We start from the raw sequence: 24088 nt of genomic DNA, 5'->3' as shown, positions 1-24088 counted from the left end.
GTGATGCTGTTGTTGGCGGTGAGCGTCAGGCCGGTATTGTCGATCGAGTCGGTAATGGTGGTGACCGCCGGGGTGCTGCTCGGGGTCAACTGCTCGAAGTTGCCACCCGTAGTGCTGTCGATGGTGGTGCTGACGGTGCTGCCGTTTTTGTAGACGTCGTTGGCCGGGGTGTCGACCACCACGCTGCCGGTGGTTTTACCGGCGTCGATATTGATGAGCGCACCGTTGGACAAAGTGACAGTCATCGGCGTGCCGGCCGGGTTGGTCAGGGTGGCGGTGTAGGTGATCTGGCCACCTTCCACTACCGAACCGGTCGCCGTCAGGCTGAGGCCGGTGTTGTCGATCGAGTCGGTAATGGTGGTGACCGCCGGGGTGGTGCTCGGGGTCAACTGTTCGAAGTTGCCGCCGCTGGTGCTGTCGATGGTGGTGCTGACGGTGCTGCCGTTTTTGTAGACGTCGTTCGCCGGGGTGTCGACCACTACCGTGCCGGTGGTCTTGCCGGCGTCGATATTGATCACCGCACCGTTCGACAGGGTCACGCTCATCGCCGTGCCAGCCGGGTTAGTCAGGGTCGCGGTGTAGGTAATCTGCCCGCCTTCAACCACGCTGCCGGTGGCAGTCAGGCTCAGGCCGGTGTTATCGATCGAGTCGGTGATGGTGGTCACCGCCGGCGTGGTGCTCGGAGTCAGCTGCTCGAAATTGCCACCGGTGGTGCTCTCGATGGTGGTGCTGACGGTGCTGCCGTTTTTGTAGACATCGTTGGCCGGGGTGTCGACCACCACCGTGCCGGAAGTCTTGCCGGCTTCGATGTTGATCACCGCACCGTTGCTCAGGGTCACGCTCATCGCGGTGCCGGCCGGGTTGGTCAGCGTCGCGGTGTAGGTGATCTGGCCGCCCTCGGTGACCGAACCATCAGCCGTCAGGCTCAGACCGGTGTTGTCGATCGAATCGGTGATCGTGGTCACCGCTGGGGTGGTGCTCGGGGTCAACTGTTCGAAATTGCCACCGCTGGTGCTTTCGATGGTGGTGCTGACGGTGCTGCCGTTTTTGTAGACGTCGTTGGCTGGAGTGTCGACCACCACCGAGCCGCTGGTCTTGCCGGCTTCGATGTTGATCACCGCGCCGTTGGACAAGGTCACGCTCATCGCGGTACCGGCCGGATTGGTCAGGGTCGCGGTGTAGGTGATCTGGCCGCCTTCAACTACCGAACCGTTAGCCGTCAGGCTCAGCCCGGTGTTGTCGATCGAGTCGGTAATCGTCGTGACCGCCGGCGTGCTGCTCGGGATCAACTGTTCGAAATTGCCGCCGCTGGTGCTGTCGATGGTGGTGCTGACGGTGCTGCCGTTTTTGTAGACGTCGTTGGCCGGAGTGTCGACCACCACGCTGCCGGTGGTTTTCCCGGCCTCGATGTTGATCACTGCGCCATTGCTCAGCGTGACGCTCATCGGCGTGCCGGCCGGATTGCTCAGGGTCGCGGTGTAGGTAATCTGCCCACCTTCGGTGACCGAACCGGTCGCGGCCAGGGACAGCCCGGTGTTGTCGATCGAATCGGTGATGGTGGTAACGGCCGGGGTGGTGCTTGGCACCAGGTTTTCGAAATTGCCGCCGGTAGCCCCGGTAATAGTAGTGCTGACGGTGCTGCCATTTTTGTAAACATCATTGGCCGGAGTATCGATGCTTACCGCGCCAGTGGTTTTTCCGGCTTCGATGGTGATGGTCGAACCGTTGGACAGGGTCACGGTAACCGGTGTTTGTGCCGGGTTGGTCAAGGTCGCGGTGTAGGTGATCTGACCGCCTTCGGTGACAGTCGAGCCAGCCGTCAGGGTGACGGTGGTGGTATCAATCGTGTCAGTGACCTGGGTGACGGCCGGTGTCGGGTCGACGGTCAGCACCAGGCCGCCGCCACCGGTGGTGCCGGTGACGTTGACGGTAATCTGATGCGGGTCGTTGTAGACACTGTCATTCGGTGCCAGCGGAACATTGACGCTGCCACTGACCTGGCCGGCCGGGATGACGATGACCGAGCCATTGGACAGGGTGATGCTCAGGTCCGTCAGCGGCGCCCGGGTGACGTTTGCGGTGTAAACCAGCACGCCACCGGCTTCGGTGATGGTCGATGTAGCGCTGAGGGTCAGGGTCGAGCCAACCAGTACGTTGTTGCCGTTATTGGTGTTTTGGGCGCCAGTGGTGATGTCGGCGGCGGAAGTGCCCGCGCCAATACCCGCAGTCGGGAAACCAATGGTCGGGGCTACGCGGGCAGCTGTTGCATCCAGTGCCACGAAGCTGTGGCCACCACCAGCCGCGCCCCCCGAACCTGTTACGGTCGGGCCCGCGGCGGCGGCTTCGATATCTGTGGTCGGGTCGGCGCCCGCAAGGATGGCTTGTTGCAGCTCTGCTACCGACGGCGCGGCTTGCACGGTGGCTTGCGCCAGGTCAGTGCTGGAGTCCGGAGCGCTGCCGCTCCACTGGGTATCGCGGCCCAGGTCCAGGGTGCGGCCGTCGGCCAGTTCAAGCGTCACAGCGCCCGCCGGGCCGGTATCGAGCTGGTCGCCTGTGAACAGTCGGTCACCTTCAATCAGCACGCGTCTGATGCCCTCCGGGGACACCGCGAAAACTTGACCAACAATGCTTTTGACAATGGCAACAACACTGCTCATTGAAGACTCTCCAGATGTTCCGTTCAGTAGGCTTCCATAGACCTGAAAGGGCCGATTGCCGATTCAGTCTGGACGTACTTTAAAAGTGGGTGACACATTAACTTGACGCTATTCATGTCAATAATTTGGCTGCATCTTTTCGCTATAAACTTTGTGCCAAACTATTGACCTTCTGGGTGCCATCCTAAACAATCGTCCCAGTAATGTCACATTGATATTTATGTGGCGCCCCCGTCCTCCAGTGTGTGACCCAATTCTGATTTTTAACGTTCTGACATGCGGTCATTCCGGTTGCCATTTTCCGTCGCAGCACAACGATCTGCTGTGATTCGAGACAAGAAGTCCTGGGAAATTCTTATATGCGTTCGCACCTCTTCAAGGCTCTACCCTTTGTCCTTGCCGCCAGTTTTGTACAAGCCCAAACCCTGCCTCAAGCCATGCAACAAGCGCTGGATGTCCACCCGGAAATCCAGGCTGGCGTGAACAGTCGCCTTTCCGCGGACTATCAGCTAAGAGCCGCCCAAGGCGGGTACTTGCCAAAGGTCGATCTGCTCGGGGGGTATGGTCGCGAAGGCACTGACAACCCGACGACTCGTGCTGGCGCCGGCAACAATCATTGGGAAACCTTGAACCGCGGCGAGTCGAGCCTGCGCTTGCAGCAAATGGTTTTTGACGGTTTTGCGACATCCAGCGAAGTCGGGCGTCAACAAGCCACCGTCAACTCCCGCGCCTACTCATTGTTGGGGACTTCCGAGCGCACTGCGCTGACCGTGGCCCAAGTTTACCTCGACGTGCTGACCCGCCGCGAATTCGTGCGCCTGGCCGAAGATAACCTGAAGAGCCACGAACGGATCTTTGACCAGATCAAACTGCGCACCTCGCGTGGCGTGGGCAGCGGTGCTGACCTCGATCAGGCCGAAGCGCGTATGGCCCAGGCCCGCAACAACCTGATCACCGAGCAGACCAACCTTGCAGATGCCGAGACGAACTTCCTCAGCGCCGTGGGTCAGATGCCGGATCAACTGGAGCGTCCGGCCCCTTTCCTTGCGCTGCTGCCGGCGAACCTGAATGAAGCCCGCCAGCAAATGCTCGAAAACAGCCCGGTACTGCGTTCCGCAGAGTCCGATATTGCCGCGGCCGAGAAGCAGTACGATGCCGCCAAGTCGACGTTCTATCCTCGTTTCGATGCCGAACTGGGCCGCACCGCCGACAATAATCTGGATGGTATGGCCGGCCATAACAATGAATGGCAGGCCATGCTGCGCATGCGCTTCAACCTGTATTCCGGCGGCAGCAACAAAGCTGATCTTGAATCCAAGTCTTATCTGTCGAACCAGGCGCTGGATATCCGCAACAACGCCTTGCGCGTGTTGAACGAAGAATTGGGCCTGGCCTGGAATGCCCTGAACAACGCCAACGCCCAAGTGCCGATCGCTCAGCAATATGTCGATCGCAGCAGTGCCGTGCGCACCGCGTATCAGCAGCAGTTCAGCTTGGGCCAACGCACCTTGCTCGACTTGCTCGACAGCGAGAACGAACTGTTCACCGCTTCCCGTCGTCTGGCGGAAATCAAGAACATTCAGTTATTTACTCAATATCGAATCAAGGCGACCATGGGCCAATTGCTCAAAAGCCAGGGAGTGGTCGCACCCATGGCCTCCGTCGTGTCGAACGATGTGAAGCCCAAAGTCCAACTCCCCGGCATGAATTGAGCAGATCCTTTTTAGTCGTTAGCCAAGAGTGTCGAGCGTGGAATCAGAAGCCAGTCGAGTTCATCTCCGTCATGATCCACGCGCGTTGCACGACGATCCGTTGCTGGACGGCCTGCTAGCCCTCTGCACTCTGCACCAGAAACCTGCGAGCGCGGCGATGCTGACCACCGGTCTGCCATTGCCCAAGCAGCGTCTCAGCGTCGAGCTGCTCCCGCGTGCAGCGGCCCGTGCCGGTCTGCAAGGGCGGGTGCTGCAGCGTAAGCTTGCGCAAATTCCGGCCATCGCCATGCCGGCGCTGTTGCTGCTCAAGGACGGCCGCAGTGCCGTGCTGCTGGGCTGGCTCGGCGACGACCAGGCGCGTCTGCTGCTCAGCGAAAGTGATGGTGGCGAAGTTCATGTCAGCCGTGAGCTGCTGGACGACGATTACACCGGGCAAGCATTTTTCGCCCAACCTCAACATAAATTCGATGTGAACCATGGCACGCTGATCCCGCGTGCGCGCTCCTGGTTCCGCGACACCCTCAAGCGTTCGCGCTGGCTGTATGCCGACGCCATTGCTGCCAGTTTTCTGATCAACATCATTGCCATGGCCGCGCCGCTGTTCGTGATGAACGTCTATGACCGCGTGGTGCCGAACCAGGCCGAATCGACCTTGTGGGTGCTGGCCATCGGGATTACCGGGGCTTACCTGTTCGACCTGATCCTTAAAAGTCTGCGCAGTCTGTGCCTGGACCTGGCCGGCAAGAAAACCGACCTGATCATCTCCGCGACGCTGTTCGAGCGGATCGTCGGCATGGCCATGAAGTACCGCCCGGCGCGGGTCGGCAGCTTTGCCCAGAACATCCATGAGTTCCAGAGCCTGCGCGATTTCCTTGCCTCGCTGACCCTGACCAGTTTGATCGACCTGCCGTTCACCTTGCTGATTTTTCTGGTGATCGCCCTGCTGGGCGGGCACCTGGTGTGGATCCCGGTATTGGCGTTCCCGCTTGCCCTGCTGATTGGCTACGCCTTGCAGAAGCCGCTGGTGGCGACCATGGAGCGCACCATGGCGTTGGCCGCCGAGCGCCAGTCGAGTCTGATCGAAACCCTCGCCGGGCTTGATGCGGTCAAGGTCAACAACGCCGAAAGCGAGCGTCAGTATCAGTGGGAGCAGACCATCGGCACGCTCAGCCGCCTCGAGCTGCGGGTGAAAATGCTCTCCGGTCTGGCGATGAACATCACCCTGCTGATCCAGCAATTGGCCGGAGTGATCATGATCGTCTTCGGCGTCTACCAGATCATTGCCGGCAACCTCAGCATGGGCGGTCTGATCGCCTGTTACATGCTCAGCGGTCGGGCCCTCAGCCCGCTGGCGTCGTTGTCCGGTCTGCTGACTCGTTATCAGCAGGCGCGGGTCACCATGACCTCGGTCGACCAGATGATGGAGTTGCCGCAAGAGCGCAACTTCGAAGAACGCCCGCTGAGCCGTAAAGTCCTGCAGGGTGGCATCGAGTGCCGTCAGCTGAGCTTCACCTACCCGGGTCAACAGAACCCGGCGCTGAAGAACATCAACCTGATCATCAAGCCGGGTGAAAAGATCGGCATCATCGGTCGCAGCGGCTCGGGCAAGAGCTCGCTGGCCAAACTGCTGGTCGGCCTTTATCAGCCGGACGACGGTGCGTTGCTGGTGGATGGCGTGGATATTCGCCAGATCGACGTCAGCGAACTGCGCCACAACATCGGCTACGTGCCGCAGGACATCCAGTTGCTCGCCGGCACCCTGCGCGACAACCTGGTGTCTGGCGCCCGCTACATGGAAGACGAACTTGTGCTGCAAGCCGCTGAACTGGCCGGCGTGCACGAGTTCGCCCGTTTGCACCCGCAAGGGTACGAGTTGCAAGTCGGCGAGCGTGGGCAAAACCTCTCCGGCGGTCAGCGTCAGAACGTCGCCCTGGCCCGTGCCCTGCTGCTCAATCCACCGATCCTGCTGCTCGACGAACCGACCAGCGCTATGGACAACACCGGTGAAGAGCGCTTGAAACAACGCTTGCAAGCGGTGGTGGAGAACAAGACCGTGGTGCTGGTGACGCACCGGGCTTCGTTGCTGTCGCTGGTCGATCGGCTGCTGGTGATCGATCGCGGGCAAATACTGGCCGATGGTCCAAAAGCCTCGGTGATGGAAGCGTTGAAGAAGGGGCAGATCAGTGTTGCTTAAGTCCGGTATGCGCGACTCGATCCGTCGTTATTTCAAAGGCTCTGATTCGCTGAGTGGTCAGCCGTTGCCCGAGGTCAACAAGGCGTTGATCGAAGACGCCCCGCGGGTGGTTCGATTGACTATCTGGGCCATCATCGGCTTCTTTCTGTTCCTGCTGCTTTGGGCCAACTTTGCGGTGATCGATGAGGTCACCAAGGGCGATGGCAAGGCGATTCCGTCGTCCAAGCTTCAGAAAATCCAGAACCTGGAGGGCGGTATCGTCGCTGAACTCTTCGTTCGCGAAGGGCAGATCGTCGAAGCCGGCGCGCCGTTGATTCGTCTGGATGACACGCGTTTTGTGTCCAACGTTGGCGAAACCGAAGCCGACCGTCTGTCCATGTTGCTGCGCGTGGAGCGTTTGAGCGCGGAAGTCGACGACCGCCCGCTGGCGTTCCCTGACGACGTGATGAAAGCCGTGCCGGTACAGGCCGCCAGCGAGAAGTCGCTGTATGAAAGCCGTCGCCAGCAATTGCATGACGAGATTGGCGGGTTGCAGGAGCAGTTGATTCAACGTCAGCAAGAGCTGCGCGAATTCACTTCCAAACAGGCGCAGTACCGCAGCGGTCTGGCGTTGCAACGTCAGGAAATCAACATGTCGGAGCCGCTGGTGGCTCAAGGCGCGGTGTCGCCGGTGGAAGTGCTGCGACTCAAGCGCGCCGAAGTCGAAACCCGTGGCCAACTGGATGCCACCACGCTGGCGATCCCGCGTGCCGAGTCGGCGATCAAGGAAGTGCAGCGCAAGATCGACGAGACCCGTGGCAAGTTCCGCAGTGAGGCGCTGACTCAGCTCAACGAGGCTCGCACGGATTTGAACAAGGCGAAGGCGACCGGCAAGGCGCTGGAAGACCGCGTCAGTCGGACCCTGGTAACCTCGCCGGTACGCGGTATCGTCAAGCAGCTGCTGGTCAACACCATCGGTGGCGTGATCCAGCCCGGCAGTGACATGGTCGAAATCGTTCCGCTGGACGACACCTTGTTGGTGGAAGCGAAGATCCGTCCACAAGACATCGCGTTTTTGCACCCGGGCCAGGAAGCCATCGTCAAGTTCACGGCCTATGACTACACCATCTATGGCGGCCTGAAAGCCAAGCTGGAGCAGATCGGCGCCGACACCATCACCGACGAAGACAAGAAAACCACCTACTACGTGATCAAGCTGCGCACCGATCGCAGCCACCTGGGCACTGATGAAAAGCCCTTGTTGATCATTCCGGGCATGGTGGCCTCGGTGGATATCATCACCGGCAAGAAGACTATCCTCAGCTACCTGCTCAAGCCGATCATCAAGGCGCGGGCAGAGGCGTTGCACGAGCGCTAGTTTTCGGGTGGAACAGGTGGCCTCATCGCGAGCAAGCTCGCTCCCACAGGGGATCTGCTGCGCACACAACATATGTGCCTGGCACGATCCAGTGTGGGAGCGAGCTTGCTCGCGATGACGGCCTCAGCGGCGCGGCATTTCAAAAGCCATATCGTTATTCATTAACGGTATTTAAAATCTAGTTCTTATATCTATAAAGTCAGACCCCTGCGTACCCACCGACCAATCGGCGTGCCGCACGAAATGAACCCACACGGGACCTCCGTGAGTTTCTGATCGACGCGCACGCCATTGAGCGTGCTCTGCGTGGGAGTGATGTATGCCTGTACTGTCCGCTTTGCCAAGCGCCGCGACCCTCGCGCCGCAATCCTTCGAGATCCGCCCGTTCAGCGGTGCTGTTGGCGCTGAAATCATTGGCCTGAACCTGGCCTTGCCGGTCAACGACCAGGACTTCGCGCGCATCCATCGCGCACACCTGGATCATCACGTAGTGGTGTTTCGCGACCAGCGCATCAGCCCTGAACAGCAGATCGCTTTCAGCCGCCGTTTTGGTGTGTTGCAGATTCACGTGCTCAAGCAATTTCTGCTGACCCATCACCCGGAAATCCTCATCGTTTCCAACATCATCGAAAACGGCCAAGCCATCGGCCTCGGTGACGCTGGCAAGTTCTGGCACTCCGACCTGTCCTATAAAGAACTGCCGAGCCTGGGCTCGATGCTCCACGCCCAGGAGTTGCCGTCCGAAGGCGGCGACACGTTGTTTGCCGACCTGCACAAAGCCTGGGACAACCTGCCTGAAGCGTTGCGCAAAGCTGTCGAAGGACGCTCTGCCGCGCACTCCTATACCGCACGCTACAGCGAGAGCAAATTCGAAGGCAACTGGCGCCCGACCTTGACCCCGGAGCAGCTCGCTCAGGTCAACGAAGTGGTGCATCCAGTGGTTCGCACTCACCCGGAAAACGGCCGCAAGGCATTGTTCGTCAGCGAAGGGTTCACCACCCGCATCGTCGGTTTACCGGAAGACGAAAGCCGGCAACTGCTGGCCGAGCTCTACGCCCACAGCGTGTTGCCGCAAAACATCTATCGCCATCAATGGCAGCCCCACGACCTGGTGTTCTGGGACAACCGCTCGCTGATTCACCTGGCCGCCGGTTGCCCGAGCCATCTGCGCCGCAAGCTCTACCGCACCACCATCCAGGGTGACGCGCCTTTCTGATCGGCTGCATTTCGGAGATACCTGCCATGTCCAAACGTATTCCATTCGCGCCGCTGGCCGCCGCCATCGGTCTGGGTTTCAGCCTGCTCGCCGGGAGTCTGGTGGCGCCGACTGTGGCTCACGCCGAAGGCGAAATCCGCATCGCCGAGCAGTTCGGCATCGTTTACCTGCTGCTCAATGTGGTCCGCGACCAGAACCTGATCGAGAAGCACGGCAAGGAAGAGGGCATCGACATCAAGGTCGACTGGACTCAGCTCTCTGGCGGTGCGGCGGTCAACGACGCGTTGCTCTCGGGTTCCATCGACATTGCCGGTGCCGGTGTCGGCCCGTTGCTGACCATCTGGGACCGCACTCACGGCAAGCAGAACGTCAAGGCCGTGGCCTCGCTCGGCAACTTCCCGTACTACCTGGTGAGCAACAATCCGAAGGTCAAAACCATCGCCGATTTCACCGAGACGGATCGTATTGCGGTGCCGGCGGTTGGGGTCTCCGTGCAGTCGCGGTTCCTCCAGTACGCGGCTGCCAAACAGTGGGGTGACAAGGAGTTCAATCGCCTCGACAAGTACACCATCGCCGTCCCTCACCCGGACGCCACGGCTGCATTGATCGCCGGCGGCACCGAACTGACCGGGCACTTCTCCAACCCGCCGTTCCAGGATCAGGCGCTGGAAAACCCCAACGTCCATGTGGTGCTCAACACCTACGACCTGCTGGGGCCGAACTCGCCGACCGTGCTGTTCGCCACCGAAAAATTTCGCAACGAGAACCCGAAAACCTATAAGGCCTTCATCGAGGCCCTGACCGAAGCGGCCGAGTTCGCCCAGAACGACAAGGGCGCGGCGGCTGATACGTACCTGCGTGTGACCAAGGCAAAAATCGACCGTGCCGCGTTGCTGAAAATCATCGACAACCCGCAGTTCGAATTCAGCGTCACGCCGAAAAACACGTATCCGTTGGCCGAATTCCTCTACCGCGTCGGCGCGATCAAGAACAAGCCGGATTCGTGGAAGGATTACTTCTTCCAGGACGCCAAGCCGCTGCAAGGGAGCTGATCGCCATGAACGCCCCCTTGCAAGGCCACACGGCCAGCACCCCGATCGCCAGCACGCAGGCGTTGCTGGCGGTCGATAACGTCAGCCTCGAATACCGCACGCCGCAACGCGTGGTGCGGGCAACGCATCAGGTTAGCTTCGAAGTCGATCCCGCCGATCGTTTTGTGTTGCTCGGCCCATCCGGCTGCGGCAAGTCGACCTTGCTCAAGGCCGTTGCGGGGTTCATTGCGCCCTATGAAGGGCAGATCCGCCTGCAAGGGCAGGTCGTCAGTGCGCCGGGGCCTGACCGGATTGTGGTGTTCCAGGAATTCGATCAGCTGCCGCCGTGGAAAACCGTCAAACAGAACGTGATGTTCCCGCTGCTGGCGTCGAAAACCCTCAAGCGTCGCGAGGCTGAAGAGCGGGCGTTGCACTACCTCGACAAGGTCGGTCTGGCGGCGTTTGCCGATGCCTATCCACACACCTTGTCCGGTGGCATGAAGGCGCGGGTGGCAATTGCCCGGGCCTTGGCCATGCAGCCGAAAATCCTCCTGATGGATGAACCGTTCGCCGCGCTCGACGCGCTGACCCGGCGCAAGATGCAGGAGGAATTATTGCTGCTGTGGGAGGAGGTGCGTTTCACCCTGTTGTTCGTCACCCACTCCATCGAAGAGGCGCTGGTGGTGGGTAACCGGATCCTGTTGCTGTCGCCCCATCCCGGTCGAGTGAGGGCGGAAATCCACAGCCATCAATACGATTTGCACAGCCTTGGCGGCGTGGCGTTTCAACAGTCGGCACGGCGCATTCATCGGCTGTTGTTCGATGAAGGCCAGTCTGCCGAGAACGAACTCGAACTGGATTTCAACGATATCCGCATCGCTTATTGAGCGGCTGGAGGAATGCCCGATGAGCCATTCATCACCTGTGCGTCAAGAATACGAAGTTGAGTTGCAGCCCCTGTCGAGCGTTGCGCTGGAGCGCGAACTGCCTCTTGGTCAGCGTCTCTGGCAACAGGGCTGGTTGCGTAAAAGTCTGATCCTGATACTGCTGGCGCTGCTCTGGGAAGCCGTCGCCCGCTATCAAAACAATGACCTGTTACTGCCGAGCTTTCTGCAAACCGGCCATGCGCTGTACGACGGACTACTCAGTGGCGAGTTGCTGGGCAAGGTCGGGATTTCGCTGGTGGTGCTGCTCAAGGGGTATCTGATCGGTATCGTCCTGGCATTTGCCTTGACCACGCTGGCCGTGTCGACCCGGTTCGGACGCGACTTGCTGAGCACCCTGACCTCGATGTTCAACCCATTGCCGGCGATTGCCTTGTTGCCGTTGGCACTGCTGTGGTTCGGGTTGGGGCAGAACAGCCTGATTTTCGTGCTGGTGCATTCGGTGCTCTGGGCTCTGGCCTTGAACACTTACGCCGGGTTTCTCGGGGTCTCGGAAACCTTGCGCATGGCCGGTCGCAACTACGGCCTGAAGGGCATCCGGTTTGTGCTGTTCATCCTGATCCCTGCGGCGCTGCCGTCGATCCTCGCAGGGTTGAAAATCGGCTGGGCTTTCGCCTGGCGCACACTGATCGCCGCTGAACTGGTGTTCGGCGCCACCAGTGGCAAGGGTGGCTTGGGCTGGTACATCTTCCAGAACCGCAACGAGTTGTACACCGACAAGGTGTTCGCCGGGCTGGCGGTGGTGATCCTCATCGGATTACTGGTGGAGAACCTGGTGTTCGACACTCTGGAGCGAGTGACGGTGAAGCGTTGGGGGATGCAGCGCTGACGGTAGCGCTTGATCGCGGCTAGCAGTACCCGCCAGCAGGCCATAGAAAAGGTTGTAACCGTCGACGAAGAAAGCTGTGCGCACAATTCCAATCCCTGGAAACGAAAAAACCGGCCGGAGCCGGTTTTTTCACCCCAACTGCCAGCGAACTGAATCACTGCGTACGGGGTTGAGTAGTGGGGCCGATGCTAAGTCGAGTTGACACTGACGTCAACTGCTACCTGACAAAGAGATGTTGCGGGGATGGCCGACACTCCAGCACCCGCTGGTGGTTGTTTTTGCCTTAGCAGGCCATTGGCGTCAAGTCACAATGAACTCGGTTTTATGAGCCCGTATTACAGTTGCGTTCGTGCCATATAGCCACCCTACCGATTCTGCAAAAACACCACATACCCACGAAACCACTCACTGTCCTTCAAATACCCCGGCTCCTCCCAATCCCCACCCTGAATCAGCCCGACCTTGAACGGCAAGCCGAGTCTATTGAGCCTCGGCAGGTAGGCGGCGTAGTTGGGGATGCTGTGGCGGCCCTGGTAGGTTTGCACCACCACTTCGTCGACCACGCCTTTGAGCTGGCCGATCACCTGCGGATCGGCGTGGCTGCTCCAGTCCATCAGGCCGGTGATGCTCAGGCGATAGTGGGCGGGCAGGCGTTGGCGCAGGTCTTTGAGGAAGCTGACGTATTCGTCGAGGTAGCGGGTGCGGGCGTCGAAGTCGATCTGGATACCGACCACCGGGTTGCCCGCCTGTTGCCAGCGCTGAACTTGCCCCAGCAATTGCTGATAGACCGGTTCCGGCCAGCGCAGGGTGTGGGCGCGGTAGGTCACCCAGACCTCGCCCTGAGTCAGGCGCGGGATGGCGATGCCTTGGGCGATGAAGCGCACACCACGCTGTGGCGTGCGGCGTGATTCGCTGATCTGTCCTTGCAGCACGTACAAGGTTTTCGCCTGGGCCAGCACCGGTTGCGTGTTGACTCCGCTCCACAGCCAAAAGGCGTTGTAGTCGCGGGCGTCGACCACCGCAAAGGCCGGGGTGCTGACCAGCAGTGCGAGCAGCGCCAGGCCTTGCAGAAAATCCCTCATGGATTACCAGTAGTACTGCAGCGATTTGCCCCACTGGGTGTCGGCAAAACCGCTTTTCAACTGGCGGAACCAGGCCTTGCGTACAGCGGGTTCGACGTCTTTGCCGCCGCAGCTGTTATTGCCCGAGGGCGCATAGCAGTTGATGGCGCGGAACAGAGCGTAAGCGCGGTCTTCCTTCGGCGCTTTGGCGTTGTCGATGACCTGGCGATAACCGTCGTGTCGGGAGTAAATCTCGCCTTTGAACGGTGACGCCGTGGCGCCGAGTTCGGATTTATTGGGTTTGGCTTCCAGCGGTGCACTATCAAGGTCATTGCGCAGGATAAACTCGCCCAGGCAGTTCAGGCCTTTGGGGGTTTTGCCGTCCGCCTGAAGAGTCGCAGCAATCTCGGCGATGCTCGGGCAGTGGTAACCCGATTCAGCCTTGTCGCCCTGCCAGCGGAACATCGTCAGCGGTTGGCCGGTGCTGTAGAAATAGCCAATGCTCACACCGAGTTTGTCCGTCGACGGCTCGGCCGGCAGCTGTTTGAAGTCTTCGGCAAACTCGGCGTACTGGCTGCGCAGCAACTCCTTGTAGAGCAACACGAACAGCGCACTGTTGCGCTCGGTGGCGTCTGCGCCCTGGTTGAATTGCTGACGCAGCAGTGGCGCGTCGGCCACCCGCCGTTGTAGGCGATAGCGCACGGCGGGGGTCTTGATCGGTGAGTCGGCGGCGAACACTTTGCCGAGTCGCTGGCTGAGCTCGTAGTTGAAAGCCAGCGCCAGTTCGACCTGTTCGCGCTGCAACGGTTGTTTGACCTTGGCCAGCAACTCCAGCCACAGGGCTTCAGCTTCCGGCCATTTCTGCTGTTCATGCAGGGCGATGCCGCGCAGCATCTGCTGGCTGAAGGCAAGGTAGTCGAGGTTGTTCGGGACGCTGCTCGGGAGGACTTTCAGTGCCTGCTCGGGATTTTTCTCGAGGTGCAGCAACACCGCCGCTTGCAGGTAGTCGTAGAGTGCCGGTTGCTCGGCGAACAGGGCTTTTTGCGCTTGCAGCGCCTTGAGGTTGAAAGGCGTCTGGTAAGTGCCAATGCTCAGCAAGTCTTTGACCGCCAGCAGCAGTGGCGCCTGAATGCCATTGTCCGGTTGGGTCAGCAGTTTGCTGTCGACCTCTTCCACCAGTTCCGGCAGGGTTTTGTTGCGCTGGGCGTCGCTGGCCTGGGTGAGTTGCCAGGCGTAGTCGTCGGCGAGTTTCTGATCCTCGCCGGCCAGCCAGTGCACTCGGCGGATCAGGCCTTTGGCCGACGCACTGTACTCGCCCTGTGGATAAGTTTTCAGATAAGTCTCGAAACCGCTTTCGGCCAATTGCAGGTTCGCGTTATCCACATGCTCGAGCGTCGGTAGACCCATCTCGTCGAAAGCGTTTTGCTGGGCCGCGTTGAGCGCAATGCGCGCCGCCATGTACAGCGCGGTTTCCTTGAGCCAGGGTTGATCACTGTGGTTCAGGCTGGCGAAGGTTTGTGTTGCCTCGGCGAACTGGCCGCCATAGAACTGCGCCGCACCGCGCAGGTACGTGAGGAAGGCCTTGCCCGGTTCCGAGGTGATTGAAGCGGGTAACAGGCTGTTCAGCTGATCGGTTTCCCAACTGCACGCGGCAAGCATCTGGAGGCGGCTTTGCGCCAGGCTTTGACGTTCTTCGGCGGGCAGCTGAGTGGTTTTCAGCAGTTGCGCGAGGAACGCTGCGGCGCTTTCTGTACTGTTGCTGCGGCAGCGGCTGCCTTCGCCTTCGATGAACTGATCGCCGGCAATGGTCGAGGCTTCACGGCTGATGCCGAGTTGGCGCAGTGGCTCATCGAGTACTGAAACCGGGGTCGTTTCAGGGGGTGGCGTCGGTGCAGGCGCTGAAGGTGAGTCGAGACGTGCAAGGTCGAACGGCACCGGGCCGTAACCGGCTTCACGCTCGAAATCACTCAGCGGTGCCGGGTTCAGCGCCAGTGCGCCCTGATCCGAGAGCAACAAGCGCAAATTGGCGCGACTGTCGTTGCCGGGGTTGAGGAACGGCACGTTATTGCAGTGGCCGTCACCGCTGAGCGACAGTTCAGGCGTGCAGGCGTCCTGATCGTAGCTGGCGTGGGCCGGGAGTGCACAGGTTGTGGCAAGTGCCAGAACGAGGGGCGACAGAAGACCGATACGCATGAATTGTCCTTAATCCGCAAACGCTGAAATCGAGGCCGCGATCATACCGCGCGCTGGTCTCAATTTAGCAATGCCGAGCCGCAATTTCGGGCAGTGATGGCTAATTGCTTGACGCTTGTCGAAGCTGTCTTAGACTCCGCTCATCTGTCAGGGAGACACGGCTATGCAGCGCTTTCGTGGTTTGGCTTTAGGTTTGATCGGGCTGGCAGGCGTGGCACAGGCGCAAACCCCCGTGCCAGACGATCCGCTGCTGGAAAGCAGCACCACAGGCAGTCATGCCGCAACCAGTAGTGAAGCACGCGGTGTGTTGCGCGCTCGCGATCAAGCAGTACTTGCCAGTGAACTGTCCGGCAGAATTGTCGAGTTGCCGTTCAGCGAAGGTGAATCCTTCAAAAAGGGCGACACTCTGGCGCGTTTCGATTGCTCGGCCTATCAAGCTCAGCTCAATGCGTCGCAGGCCGCCAACCGTGGTGCCGGCGAAGAGTTGGCCCACAACAAACAGCTCGCGGCGTTGAACTCGGTCGGGCGCTTTGAAGTGGCGCGAGCCGAAGCCAAACTCAGCGAAACCCAGGCGCAATCTCAGGTTTATCAGGTTCAGGTCAAACGCTGCAGCGTGGTCGCACCGTTTGACGGCCAGGTCGTCGAACGCAAGGTTCAGCGCTATGAAAGCGTTGCCGCCGGTGCGCCGCTGCTGGACATCGTCGACAACCGCAGCCTGGAAATCCACCTGCTGGTGCCCTCGCGCTGGATGGGCAAACTCAAGCCCGGGCAGACTTTCAGCTTCATTCCCGATGAAACCGGCCAGCCACTCGATGCCACGGTCAAGCGTCTCGGTGCGCGGATCGATGAAGGCAGTCAGACCCTGCTGTTGGTCGCAACGCTGCCCAACGCCAGCGGTTTGCTGGCTGGGATGAGCGGCACGGCGCGCTTCGCGGAGTTCAAGTGAACGCGCCCGTCGCCGGCGGCGCCGAGCAGGTCTTCGCGCGCTTTCTGGAGTTGGAGCGCCAGACTCGCGCCGCCCGCAATACCGAACAACTGGCCTACAGCCTGGCCAATGACGGCCAATCCTTGTTCGGCTTTCGCCATGCGGCGCTGTTGATCGCCGGCAAGGTGCGGGCGATCACCGGTGTCAGTGCCGTGGAGCCGAATGCGCCGTTTGTAGCGTTCGTCGAGCAAGCGGTGGTGCAGTTGTTCAAGCTCGACCTGGTGAAACAGGCGCGAGTCATACCGGCCACATCGTTGAGCGGGCCGATTCAGGCCGACTGGCACAGTCTTTCGGCAGCGCAGGTGTTCTGGCTGCCGTTGATTGATCGCCAGGGCCAGGTGTTCGGCGGTTTGTGGCTGGCTCGCGATGTTCCTTGGAACCCGTCCGAGCAAGTGCTGTTGTCGCAATTGGGCGACACCTTCAGCCACGCCTGGCTGGCGCTACAACCGCGTCAACCGTGGCGCCTGCGCTGGACCCGCAAACGCCAACTCGCCTTGGCGGCGCTGCTGGTGCTGGGCTTGTTGATCCCGGTACGCCAGTCGGTGTTGGCGCCGGCTGAGGTCGTGCCACTCGGCGGTCGGGTGGTGACGGCGCCGCTGGACGGGGTGATCGCCGAGTTTTTGGTCAAACCTAACCAGAGCGTGAAGACCGGCGACCTGTTGTTGCGTTTCGAAGGCACCACGCTCAAAGCTCAGGCCGATGTCGCCGACCGTGCCTTGGGCGTGGCGCAAGCTGAGCTCAAGGCCAATGCCCAGCGCGCCTTTGCCGACGCCGAATCGAGTTCGAAAATTGATTTGCTGGCCGCACGCGTCGAGCAGAAACGCGCCGAGCGCGATTACGCCCGCGAGCTGCTCAAACGTAGCGAAGTGCGTGCCGAGCGCGACGGCATTGCGGTGTTCGCCGACGCCGAACGCTGGACCGGCAAACCGGTGCAGACCGGCGAGCGGCTGATGGAAATCGCTGACCCGAACCAGGCGGAATTGCGTATCGAACTGGCGATCGGCGATGCGATTGCATTGGAACCGGGCGCGCAGGTGGCGCTGTTTCTTGATAGCGATCCGTTGCAACGGCATTCGGCCAGACTCGAACGCTCGGCTTACGAAGCGCAACCGACGGCCGGCGGCCAGTTGGCGTATCGGCTTGACGCCAGTTTCGAGACCGCGCCGCCGCGTATCGGCTTGCGCGGTACGGCGAAAATCTTCGGGGATCGCGCGCCATTGGCGCTGTACCTGTTGCGCAAGCCGCTGGCCGGTTTGCGCCAAAGCGTAGGTCTCTAGATGAGATTGCCCAGCCTGCGTGCCGATTTACAGTTGCAGATGGCCGCTCCGGCGCTGGACGGGTCGCCGCGCTGGACCTTGGCCGACCCGCTACGCGGGCGCTACTTCAAACTCGGTGCAGCCGCCATGCGCTTGCTGCGTCATTGGTCTTTGGGCGATCCCGAGCAAGTACTGAGCGCCGCCAATCGCGAACCGGGCTTGCCGCTGGACGTCACGGAGCTTGAGCAGTTGCTGAGTTTTTTGCGCGCCCACGACCTGATCTCCGCCCTCGACCCGCAACAGCGCGCCAGTTATGGCATCAAGGCCGCCGCGCAACGTCAGAGTGTCTGGCAAATCTTGCTGCACCAATACCTGTTCTTCCGGATTCCGCTGTGGCGCCCGGACGCTTTCCTCAATCGCGCGTGGCCATGGCTCGCGCGTTTTGGCCCCGGTGCGTTGCGCTATGGCTTGCCGCTGACCCTGGGCCTGGGCGTGTTTCTGGTGTCGCGGGACTGGCAGCGGTTTATTGCGACGTTCCCGCACTTGTTCAGCCTTGGCGGCGCGTTGGCGTTTGGGGTGGCGCTGTTCTTCGCCAAGCTCTGCCACGAGTTCGGCCATGCCTTCATGGCCAAGCGCGCCGGCTGCCGGGTGCAGAGCATGGGCGTGGCCTTCATGGTGTTGCTGCCGATGTTTTACACCGACGTCAGCGACGCCTGGCGGGTCAATGATCGTCGCGCGCGCTTGCTGATCGGTGCCGGCGGGGTGCTCGCCGAGTTGCTGCTGGCGTGTATCGCCTTACTCGCCTGGTCACTGTTGCCGGACGGACCGGTGCGTACGGCGGCGTTCATGCTCGCCAGCGCCACCTGGCTCACTACGCTTGCGGTCAACCTGAACCCGTTCATGCGCTTCGATGGTTATTTTTTGCTCAGCGACTTCTGGGAGGTCGACAACCTTCAGGGCCGGGCATTCGCCTTGTGTCGCTGGCGATTGCGCGAGGCGTTGTTCGGCTATGGCGAACCGGCGCCGGAGCCCTGGTCGCCGGCGATGCAGCGGCGTTTGCTGTGGTGGGGATACGGCTCGTGGCTGTGGCGTGCGGTGCTGTTTTTCGGGATTGCGTTGGCGGTGTATCACCTGTTCTTCAAGTTGTTGGGGATCTTCCTGATGATGGTTGAGCTGGTGTGGTTCATCTTCCTGCCGATTGTGCGCGAGTGGCGCGAATGGTGGAGCCGCCGCGAACAGGCCCATGCGCCGCGGGCGTTGCTCAGTGGTTTGGGGTTGCTGACGCTGATTGTCGTGCTGGTGCTGCCGTGGCGCAGCGCGGTCGAATTGCCGAGCATGTTAGAGGCTGGCCGCGTCAGTGCCTTGCATGCGCCGGTGGCGGCACGGGTCAAACAGCTGAATGTCAGTGACGGGCAGGTCGTCGCTCAGGGTGATGTGCTGATTGAGCTGGAGTCGCCGGACCTGGACTCGCGTCAGGCCATTGTGCGTCGGGAAATCGAGATCCAGCAATTGCAGATGCGCCGTCAGGCGGGACGCAGCGAAACCGCCGCCGATGTGGGCATCGTCGAACAACGGCTGGCGGAAGCGGTGGCCGAGTATCGCGGTTTGGCGGCGCAACGCGAACGCCTGTTGCTGCGGGCGCCTCAGGCCGGCCAGGTGCGCGACCTGTTGCCGCAACTGGCCGTTGGCCGCTGGTTGTCGCCCAAAGACACCCTGGTTCGGGTCGTCGAAGAGGGCGCGCGACTGCGTGGTTATCTGGCCGAATCCGAACTGTGGCGGGTTGCACCGGGTGCGACGGGGCGGTTTATCGCCGAGGACCCGATGCACCCGGCAGTGGCGGTCGAGCTGACGGAAGTCGACACCAATGGTGCGGCGGTGGTCGAACAGGAAGCGTTGACCTCCGACCACCACGGACCGATCGCCGTACGCCGCGATCAGAGCCAGCGCGCCGAGCCCGTGCAGGCGCAATACGCGGTGCGGCTCAAGGTGCTCGACGGCATTGTCACCCCGGTGCAGCCATTGCGCGGCGTGGTGGTATTGCAGGGGCGCAGTGAATCATTGCTGGGCACCGCCTGGCGCCGATTGGCGGCGTTGGGCGTGAGGGAGAGTGGTTTTTAGAGCAAGGAGAATCACGATGCTGAACAACAAAGCCAATACCGCCGACGGTTTGGTGGTGCGCCCGTCGCGGACGACTGACGGGCCGTTTCTGGAAAGCCTCTATCATGCGGCTCGCCCCGATCTGCAATGGATCGACGGCGAGCGCGAGCTGGTCGAGGAGGTCATCGCCCAGCAGTTTCAGGTGCAGGAGCAGGGCTCCGGGGAACGCTTCCCCAACGCGATGCACTATGTGGTCGAGAAGCTCGACACCCCGATTGGTGCCTTGAGCGCCGAGTTTGGCAGTAATGAAATTCGCGTCCTGTACCTGGCGTTCATTCCGGCGGCCCGAGGCAAGGGCTATGGCCGTACGGTGCTGCAAGGTGTGCAAAAAGCCGCCGAACAGGTGCGTTGCCCGGTGGCGACGGTGGTCTGGGCCAGCAACCCTCATGCGCGCCAGCATTATCTGGCGCTGGGGTTTCAGGTAGAAGAACAGAATCCGGCGGCCGAGCGGCTGGTCTGGTATCCCGGCCAGCCGCAGACCCTGGTCAGTTGAAGGTGATGTAGAAATACGCCCGACTTGCGTCGCGTCCCAGAGTCAGTGTGCGCGATACAAATATGCCTTCGATACGGCCCAGCTCTGGCAAGTCGATAGCACAGAGTCCATCGACGAACGAGGTGGGCTGCGCACTGCTCAAGGTCACGCCAAAAGGCATTCGGCTGTCCTCTGACAAGCGTGCCCTTGGTACGTCCTCTACCGATTCGACGATCACCGGCAGTTCGCTGCCATCCTCCAGATACAGCGCGCTGGGTTTTTCCACTAGCTGCCGGAAATGGTTGCTGTTGACCTGTTGCTGCATGGCCTGGCTCCAGAAAAGTAAAGGACCGGGGCCTTGGGCCCCGGTAGCACGTTCAGTTGCGAGACGGGAAAAGACCGTTGAGGCACATGCTGAAATTCAACACCAGGAACGGGTTCATCGTGTCCATGGGCACGCCGCCGCCGATGGGCGCTACGGAGACGGCGACGTTGACGGTGCCGCCAACGCTGGTGCTGACACCTTGCAGTGGCACGGGCGCAGTGCCCTGTGTGGTGGAGTAAATATTGGCCGTGCCCGGGCCGCCGCTGGAGGCACCGATAAAGGCATTGGCCGTTGAGGGTACGCTCAGGGGGGTGGCAGCAACACTGGCCAGGTTGACGGTGGTGGTGGCGGTCAGGTTAGGAGTGCCGACGGCCGTCGCCGTGGGCGTGTGGATGGGCAGGTTGCTCAGGGTGGCGGCGGTTTGTTCGGCGCCGGAGGCGGTGCCGATCACCCGTGGAGTGAGGTTCAGGCCCAAACCCTGGCACAGAGGCAGGCGACCGCGCAGGTCCGGCAGCATGAAGTTTGTCGAGCCGTTGCCGCCGTAATTGGTGCCGAGCAAGGCGAACAGCGCCTGGAACTGGCCGACTTGCATGGTCTGCCCGTTGCACAACGCCCAGCCACTGGGTGGATAGTTGAAAGCGAAGGTCTGGATGGTTCCGGTAAACACTTCCATGGTTGTTATCCCTGTGTTTTTTGGAGGAGGCCGGCTTGTCCGCCGACCACCGATCAGCGTAGCCGCTAAGACGAATGCCGCTACATTGCGTGCGTGCAGGGAATGGGGCAGCATCCACACCCAGTTCAAGGTCCAAGCCTTATAGGGCCTTTCGATCACCCAGGGGGATAGATGGAATACCGTAGAGAAACAGAGCTTGCCGGCAAGCCTGATGAGCGCTCTGCGCGCACTCGGCTGACGGCCTCGGCGCGTCTGTTTCAGTGGCTGACCGAGTATGGGATCTGGCCAATTCTGGCGCTGGCGACGTTTGTGCGGTTTTACGACCTGACGGCGGCGGCGATTTGGGGCGATGAAGGCTCCAGCCTGCTGATGAGCCAGTACGATCTGGCCGGGATCTGGTTCCATGCAGCCCGTGATGTGCATCCACCGCTCTACTTCATGGTGCTACACGGTTGGATCGAGCTGTTCGGCGACGGCATTCTCTCGATTCGCAGCCTGAGTGCGCTGCCGGGAATCGCCACGGTGGCACTGGGCATCTGGCTGGTACGGTTGATCGCCAATCCACGGGTGGCGTTGCTGGCGGGGTTGCTGTTGGCGCTATTCCCTTCGGCGGTGCGTTACAGCCAGGAAGTGCGGATGTATTCGCTGCTGGGCGTGTTGTTGCTTGGCGCGACGATTGCGCTGGTGTATTGGATCAAACAGCCCCAGCGCGCACGGTATCTGGTGATCTATGCACTACTGATGGCCGCCGCGTTTTACACCCACTATTTCACAGCGCTGTGCGTGATTGCCCACTGGTTGTACTTGCTGGTGCTGCGTGTGCAGCCGGGCAACCCAACGCGGCACATCAGCCGCCCGGGTTGGTGGCTGACCAACGCGGCGATCGTGCTGCTGTTTCTGCCGTGGGTCCCGCAGCTGCTGAATCTGGTTCAGCACATGCCGGAACTCAAGGCCAGCGGCGATGTGGGCTGGGAGGATCCGGTCATCCTCAGCTCCCTGCCGTCCATGGTCTGGACTTTCATGATCCAGGGCGATGATGACTTCCTGCCCAGGCTGGTGTTTTTCGCACTGCCGGTGCTGTTGCTGGGCGTCATCGTGTGGACGGTGCTGCGTGACCGGAGCGCCTACCGCTGGAGTGCCTTGCTGGCGATTTACACGGTGGTGCCGCTGGTCCTGGTTTTCCTGGTGTCGTTCATTTCACCGGTATTCATCGAACGCTACGTGACAGCCTTCGCGTTAGGCCTGCCACTGATCATTGCGCTGAGTGTCAATGGCCTGAAAAAAGGCTTCCGAGTACTGGCCCTGGGATTACTCCTGCTGTTTGTCGGTGTTGAAGGGGTAGGCCTGAAAAACAACGCGACCGTCGATCCGAATGACCAGATCAACGTGACGGTCGAATTCATCAATCAGCATTACGAGCCAGGTGATCAGGTCGTCATCAGCGATCTGCTCTGGTACATGCCGTACGTTTACTACGATCGCACCGTCGTCCAGCCGCGGCTCTTTACCCCGGTCTTGGCCAACGGCACGTCCAGTCGGCCGAATGCCTATGGTTTCGGTACTCTGGTTGAAGAGGCAGCCGACAAGATCTACCTCGATCACCTCACCGATCTGCCGCCCGGCACGAGCCGTGTGTGGCTGTTCAGCACCGCTGACCAGCCTGATGAGTTCGCGCCTCTGCCCGCCGGTTGGCAGGAAATCACAGAAAAAGTCGCAGGCAATGCGCGGGCGCGGTTGTTTGTTATCAACAGTCCCAAAAAATAAGGTGTAGGGGTACGGCGAAGAACTTCGGTACCCGCAAATCGGAAGATCAAAAGATCGCAGGCTACGCCAGCTCCTACGATGGATTTGTGTCGAACCCAATCGGGTGATCGACCCAAATCCGAGCTGCCGTAGGCTGCGATCTTTTGACGTTCAAGGCATCAAATGAAGGTATCTATCAGCTTAAACGTTTCACTTCGCCCGCTTTTGTTACAACCGTACCTTTCGCAGGGTTTTTGCTCCGATTTGATATCAAAACACCACTAGTCGGATCCAAGTTCGTAGGCTACGCTTTGTCCTACAAAGGACTGACGACTACGGTGAAGGGATTGCAGAAGTTCCACTTTATCTCCGGCTTGCCGCGCTCAGGCTCGACCCTGCTTTCTGCGATCCTGTTGCAGAACCCGCGGTTTCACGCCGGTATGACCAGCCCCGTCGGATCGCTGTTCTCCAGTGTCCTGGAGCAATGCAGTGCCGGCAGCGAATTTGGCGCGGTGATCGACACTCCGCTACGCCGTCGTCTATTGCGCGGTCTGTTCGACTCCTTCTATGCCGATCAGGCAGATACACCCGTTATCTTCGATACCAATCGCCAATGGTGCTCGCGTCAGCCTGCGCTACGGGAACTGTTTCCCAAGGCCAAAACCATTGCCTGTGTGCGCAATGTCGCCTGGGTGATGGACAGCCTTGAGCGTCTGTACCGCGCTAACCCCTTCGAGAACACCAAACTGTTCAACGACGAAATCGAGCGCAATACCGTTTACAGCCGTTGCGAAACCCTGGCGCAGCGCAATCGTCTGGTGGGGTTTGCCTGGACGGCGTTGAAAGAGGCTTATTACGGCGAAAACGCCGACTCGCTGCTGATCGTCGATTACGACCTGCTGAGCCAGGCCCCTGACCGGGTCATGCGGTTGATCTACGATTTCATCGGCGAACCCTGGTTCGAGCACGATTTCAACAACCTCGCCTATGACGCGCCGGAATTCGATCAGGCGCTTGGGGTATCGGGGCTGCACAAGGTCAAACGCTCGGTCGCACTGGAGCCTCGGCGCACGATCCTGCCGCCGGACCTGTTCGACAAATACGCAGAGTTGTCCTTTTGGCACGATGGCTCAGCCAGTGCTGCCAATGTTATCCGTATGAAAGCCGACGCCGCGATCAGTTGATCGCGGCGTTTTTTATTTGCGCAGTCATAAAAGTTCGAGTCCGGGTGAGCCGCATGTGGTGGAGCAAAGGCAAGTCGCAGGTCACGGAGGGCGCACGCG

Annotated in this window: 18 protein-coding genes and 1 pseudogene; 13 read left to right on the top strand and 6 right to left on the bottom strand. The window is 60.6% G+C overall.

The features are described 5' to 3' along the window. Nucleotides 1-2657 (bottom strand): retention module-containing protein (locus BK659_RS23095; RefSeq protein WP_123427387.1); only part of this gene is annotated, 2657 nt, incomplete at its 3' end. Nucleotides 2658-3016: 359 nt separating this feature from the next. Here BK659_RS23095 and BK659_RS23090 point away from each other — a divergent pair. The 7 genes from BK659_RS23090 (at nt 3017) to BK659_RS23060 (ending at nt 11940) form a co-directional block, all read left to right on the top strand. Beyond that, entirely contained in the window at nt 3017-4369 is a 1353-nt protein-coding gene (locus BK659_RS23090) for a TolC family outer membrane protein (RefSeq protein WP_123427386.1), read from the top strand. Between the two features lie 37 nt (nt 4370-4406). Next, a complete protein-coding gene (locus BK659_RS23085) occupies nt 4407-6563 on the top strand; it encodes a type I secretion system permease/ATPase (protein WP_123427384.1) in 2157 nt (718 codons plus the stop codon). Further along, the gene (locus tag BK659_RS23080) at nt 6553-7920 is read left to right on the top strand and encodes an HlyD family type I secretion periplasmic adaptor subunit (RefSeq protein ID WP_123427382.1); all 1368 of its coding nucleotides are present in this window, start codon (nt 6553-6555) and stop codon (nt 7918-7920) included. Before BK659_RS23085 ends, BK659_RS23080 begins: the two co-directional genes overlap by 11 nt. Nucleotides 7921-8239: 319 nt before the next feature. Then, a complete protein-coding gene (locus BK659_RS23075; RefSeq protein WP_123427380.1) occupies nt 8240-9136 on the top strand; it encodes a TauD/TfdA dioxygenase family protein in 897 nt (298 codons plus the stop codon). A gap of 26 nt (nt 9137-9162) precedes the next feature. Continuing rightward, nucleotides 9163-10188, top strand: a complete 1026-nt coding sequence (locus tag BK659_RS23070) for an ABC transporter substrate-binding protein (RefSeq protein ID WP_123427378.1) — start codon at nt 9163-9165, stop codon at nt 10186-10188. 5 nt (nt 10189-10193) lie between these two features. Continuing rightward, nucleotides 10194-11054 carry an ABC transporter ATP-binding protein gene (locus BK659_RS23065; protein ID WP_123427376.1) on the top strand — a complete coding sequence of 287 codons (861 nt, stop codon included), beginning with the start codon at nt 10194-10196 and terminating at the stop codon, nt 11052-11054. A gap of 19 nt (nt 11055-11073) precedes the next feature. Beyond that, nucleotides 11074-11940, top strand: coding sequence for an ABC transporter permease (locus BK659_RS23060; RefSeq protein ID WP_123427374.1), 867 nt, complete (start codon nt 11074-11076; stop codon nt 11938-11940). On the opposite strand, the pseudogene BK659_RS28375 reads toward BK659_RS23060, so the two are convergent. The 3 genes and pseudogenes from BK659_RS28375 to BK659_RS23050 all read right to left on the bottom strand — a co-directional run. After that, nucleotides 11932-12024, bottom strand: a pseudogene (locus BK659_RS28375) (NYN domain-containing protein); the annotation flags it as partial. The gene BK659_RS23060 and the pseudogene BK659_RS28375 sit on opposite strands and share 9 nt — an antisense overlap. A gap of 281 nt (nt 12025-12305) precedes the next feature. Next, nucleotides 12306-13022 carry a DUF3142 domain-containing protein gene (locus BK659_RS23055; protein WP_123427372.1) on the bottom strand — a complete coding sequence of 239 codons (717 nt, stop codon included), beginning with the start codon at nt 13020-13022 and terminating at the stop codon, nt 12306-12308. Nucleotides 13023-13025: 3 nt separating this feature from the next. Then, nucleotides 13026-15194 (bottom strand): PA5441 family protein, encoded by a 2169-nt coding sequence (locus tag BK659_RS23050; RefSeq protein WP_123427370.1) that lies wholly within the window; start codon nt 15192-15194, stop codon nt 13026-13028. Between the two features lie 163 nt (nt 15195-15357). Between BK659_RS23050 and BK659_RS23045 the strand changes: the two genes are divergently transcribed. The 4 genes from BK659_RS23045 to BK659_RS23030 are packed head-to-tail and all read left to right on the top strand — an operon-like array spanning nt 15358 to nt 20085. After that, nucleotides 15358-16140 (top strand): efflux RND transporter periplasmic adaptor subunit, encoded by a 783-nt coding sequence (locus BK659_RS23045; RefSeq protein WP_123427369.1) that lies wholly within the window; start codon nt 15358-15360, stop codon nt 16138-16140. Next, nucleotides 16137-17456: an efflux RND transporter periplasmic adaptor subunit gene (locus BK659_RS23040; RefSeq protein WP_123427367.1), complete on the top strand. Its 1320-nt coding sequence runs from the start codon at nt 16137-16139 to the stop codon at nt 17454-17456. The genes BK659_RS23045 and BK659_RS23040 overlap by 4 nt, the downstream gene beginning before the upstream one ends. Next, nucleotides 17457-19553, top strand: coding sequence for a site-2 protease family protein (locus BK659_RS23035; protein WP_123427365.1), 2097 nt, complete (start codon nt 17457-17459; stop codon nt 19551-19553). Nucleotides 19554-19569: 16 nt separating this feature from the next. Beyond that, nucleotides 19570-20085 (top strand): GNAT family N-acetyltransferase, encoded by a 516-nt coding sequence (locus BK659_RS23030; RefSeq protein ID WP_123427363.1) that lies wholly within the window; start codon nt 19570-19572, stop codon nt 20083-20085. On the opposite strand, the gene BK659_RS23025 is transcribed toward BK659_RS23030, so the two are convergent. Next, a complete protein-coding gene (locus BK659_RS23025; protein ID WP_123427361.1) occupies nt 20078-20389 on the bottom strand; it encodes a DUF6916 family protein in 312 nt (103 codons plus the stop codon). The genes BK659_RS23030 and BK659_RS23025 overlap by 8 nt on opposite strands. 52 nt (nt 20390-20441) lie before the next feature. After that, nucleotides 20442-21062, bottom strand: a complete 621-nt coding sequence (locus BK659_RS23020) for a phage tail protein (protein WP_123427360.1) — start codon at nt 21060-21062, stop codon at nt 20442-20444. A gap of 171 nt (nt 21063-21233) precedes the next feature. On the opposite strand from BK659_RS23020, the gene BK659_RS23015 reads away from it, so the two are divergent. Beyond that, nucleotides 21234-22826: a glycosyltransferase family 39 protein gene (locus BK659_RS23015; RefSeq protein WP_123427358.1), complete on the top strand. Its 1593-nt coding sequence runs from the start codon at nt 21234-21236 to the stop codon at nt 22824-22826. Between the two features lie 317 nt (nt 22827-23143). Next, nucleotides 23144-23989: a sulfotransferase family protein gene (locus BK659_RS23010; protein ID WP_123427356.1), complete on the top strand. Its 846-nt coding sequence runs from the start codon at nt 23144-23146 to the stop codon at nt 23987-23989. The last annotated feature ends 99 nt before the right edge of the window (nt 23990-24088 follow it).

Source organism: Pseudomonas brassicacearum (assembly GCF_003732225.1).
Taxonomy (GTDB): domain Bacteria; phylum Pseudomonadota; class Gammaproteobacteria; order Pseudomonadales; family Pseudomonadaceae; genus Aquipseudomonas; species Aquipseudomonas brassicacearum_E.
This window is presented reverse-complemented; position numbering and strand designations above follow the sequence as displayed.

Bases quoted from the DNA above. Each gene is read 5' to 3' on its own strand.
- BK659_RS23090 (WP_123427386.1), top strand. From the start codon at position 3,017: ATGCGTTCGCACCTCTTCAAGGCTCTACCCTTTGTCCTTGCCGCCAGT.
- BK659_RS23075 (WP_123427380.1), top strand. From the start codon at position 8,240: ATGCCTGTACTGTCCGCTTTGCCAAGCGCCGCGACCCTCGCGCCGCAA.
- BK659_RS23070 (WP_123427378.1), top strand. From the start codon at position 9,163: ATGTCCAAACGTATTCCATTCGCGCCGCTGGCCGCCGCCATCGGTCTG.
- BK659_RS23065 (WP_123427376.1), top strand. From the start codon at position 10,194: ATGAACGCCCCCTTGCAAGGCCACACGGCCAGCACCCCGATCGCCAGC.
- BK659_RS23060 (WP_123427374.1), top strand. From the start codon at position 11,074: ATGAGCCATTCATCACCTGTGCGTCAAGAATACGAAGTTGAGTTGCAG.
- BK659_RS23055 (WP_123427372.1), bottom strand. From the start codon at position 13,022: ATGAGGGATTTTCTGCAAGGCCTGGCGCTGCTCGCACTGCTGGTCAGC.
- BK659_RS23050 (WP_123427370.1), bottom strand. From the start codon at position 15,194: ATGCGTATCGGTCTTCTGTCGCCCCTCGTTCTGGCACTTGCCACAACC.
- BK659_RS23045 (WP_123427369.1), top strand. From the start codon at position 15,358: ATGCAGCGCTTTCGTGGTTTGGCTTTAGGTTTGATCGGGCTGGCAGGC.
- BK659_RS23035 (WP_123427365.1), top strand. From the start codon at position 17,457: ATGAGATTGCCCAGCCTGCGTGCCGATTTACAGTTGCAGATGGCCGCT.
- BK659_RS23030 (WP_123427363.1), top strand. From the start codon at position 19,570: ATGCTGAACAACAAAGCCAATACCGCCGACGGTTTGGTGGTGCGCCCG.
- BK659_RS23025 (WP_123427361.1), bottom strand. From the start codon at position 20,389: ATGCAGCAACAGGTCAACAGCAACCATTTCCGGCAGCTAGTGGAAAAA.
- BK659_RS23020 (WP_123427360.1), bottom strand. From the start codon at position 21,062: ATGGAAGTGTTTACCGGAACCATCCAGACCTTCGCTTTCAACTATCCA.
- BK659_RS23015 (WP_123427358.1), top strand. From the start codon at position 21,234: ATGGAATACCGTAGAGAAACAGAGCTTGCCGGCAAGCCTGATGAGCGC.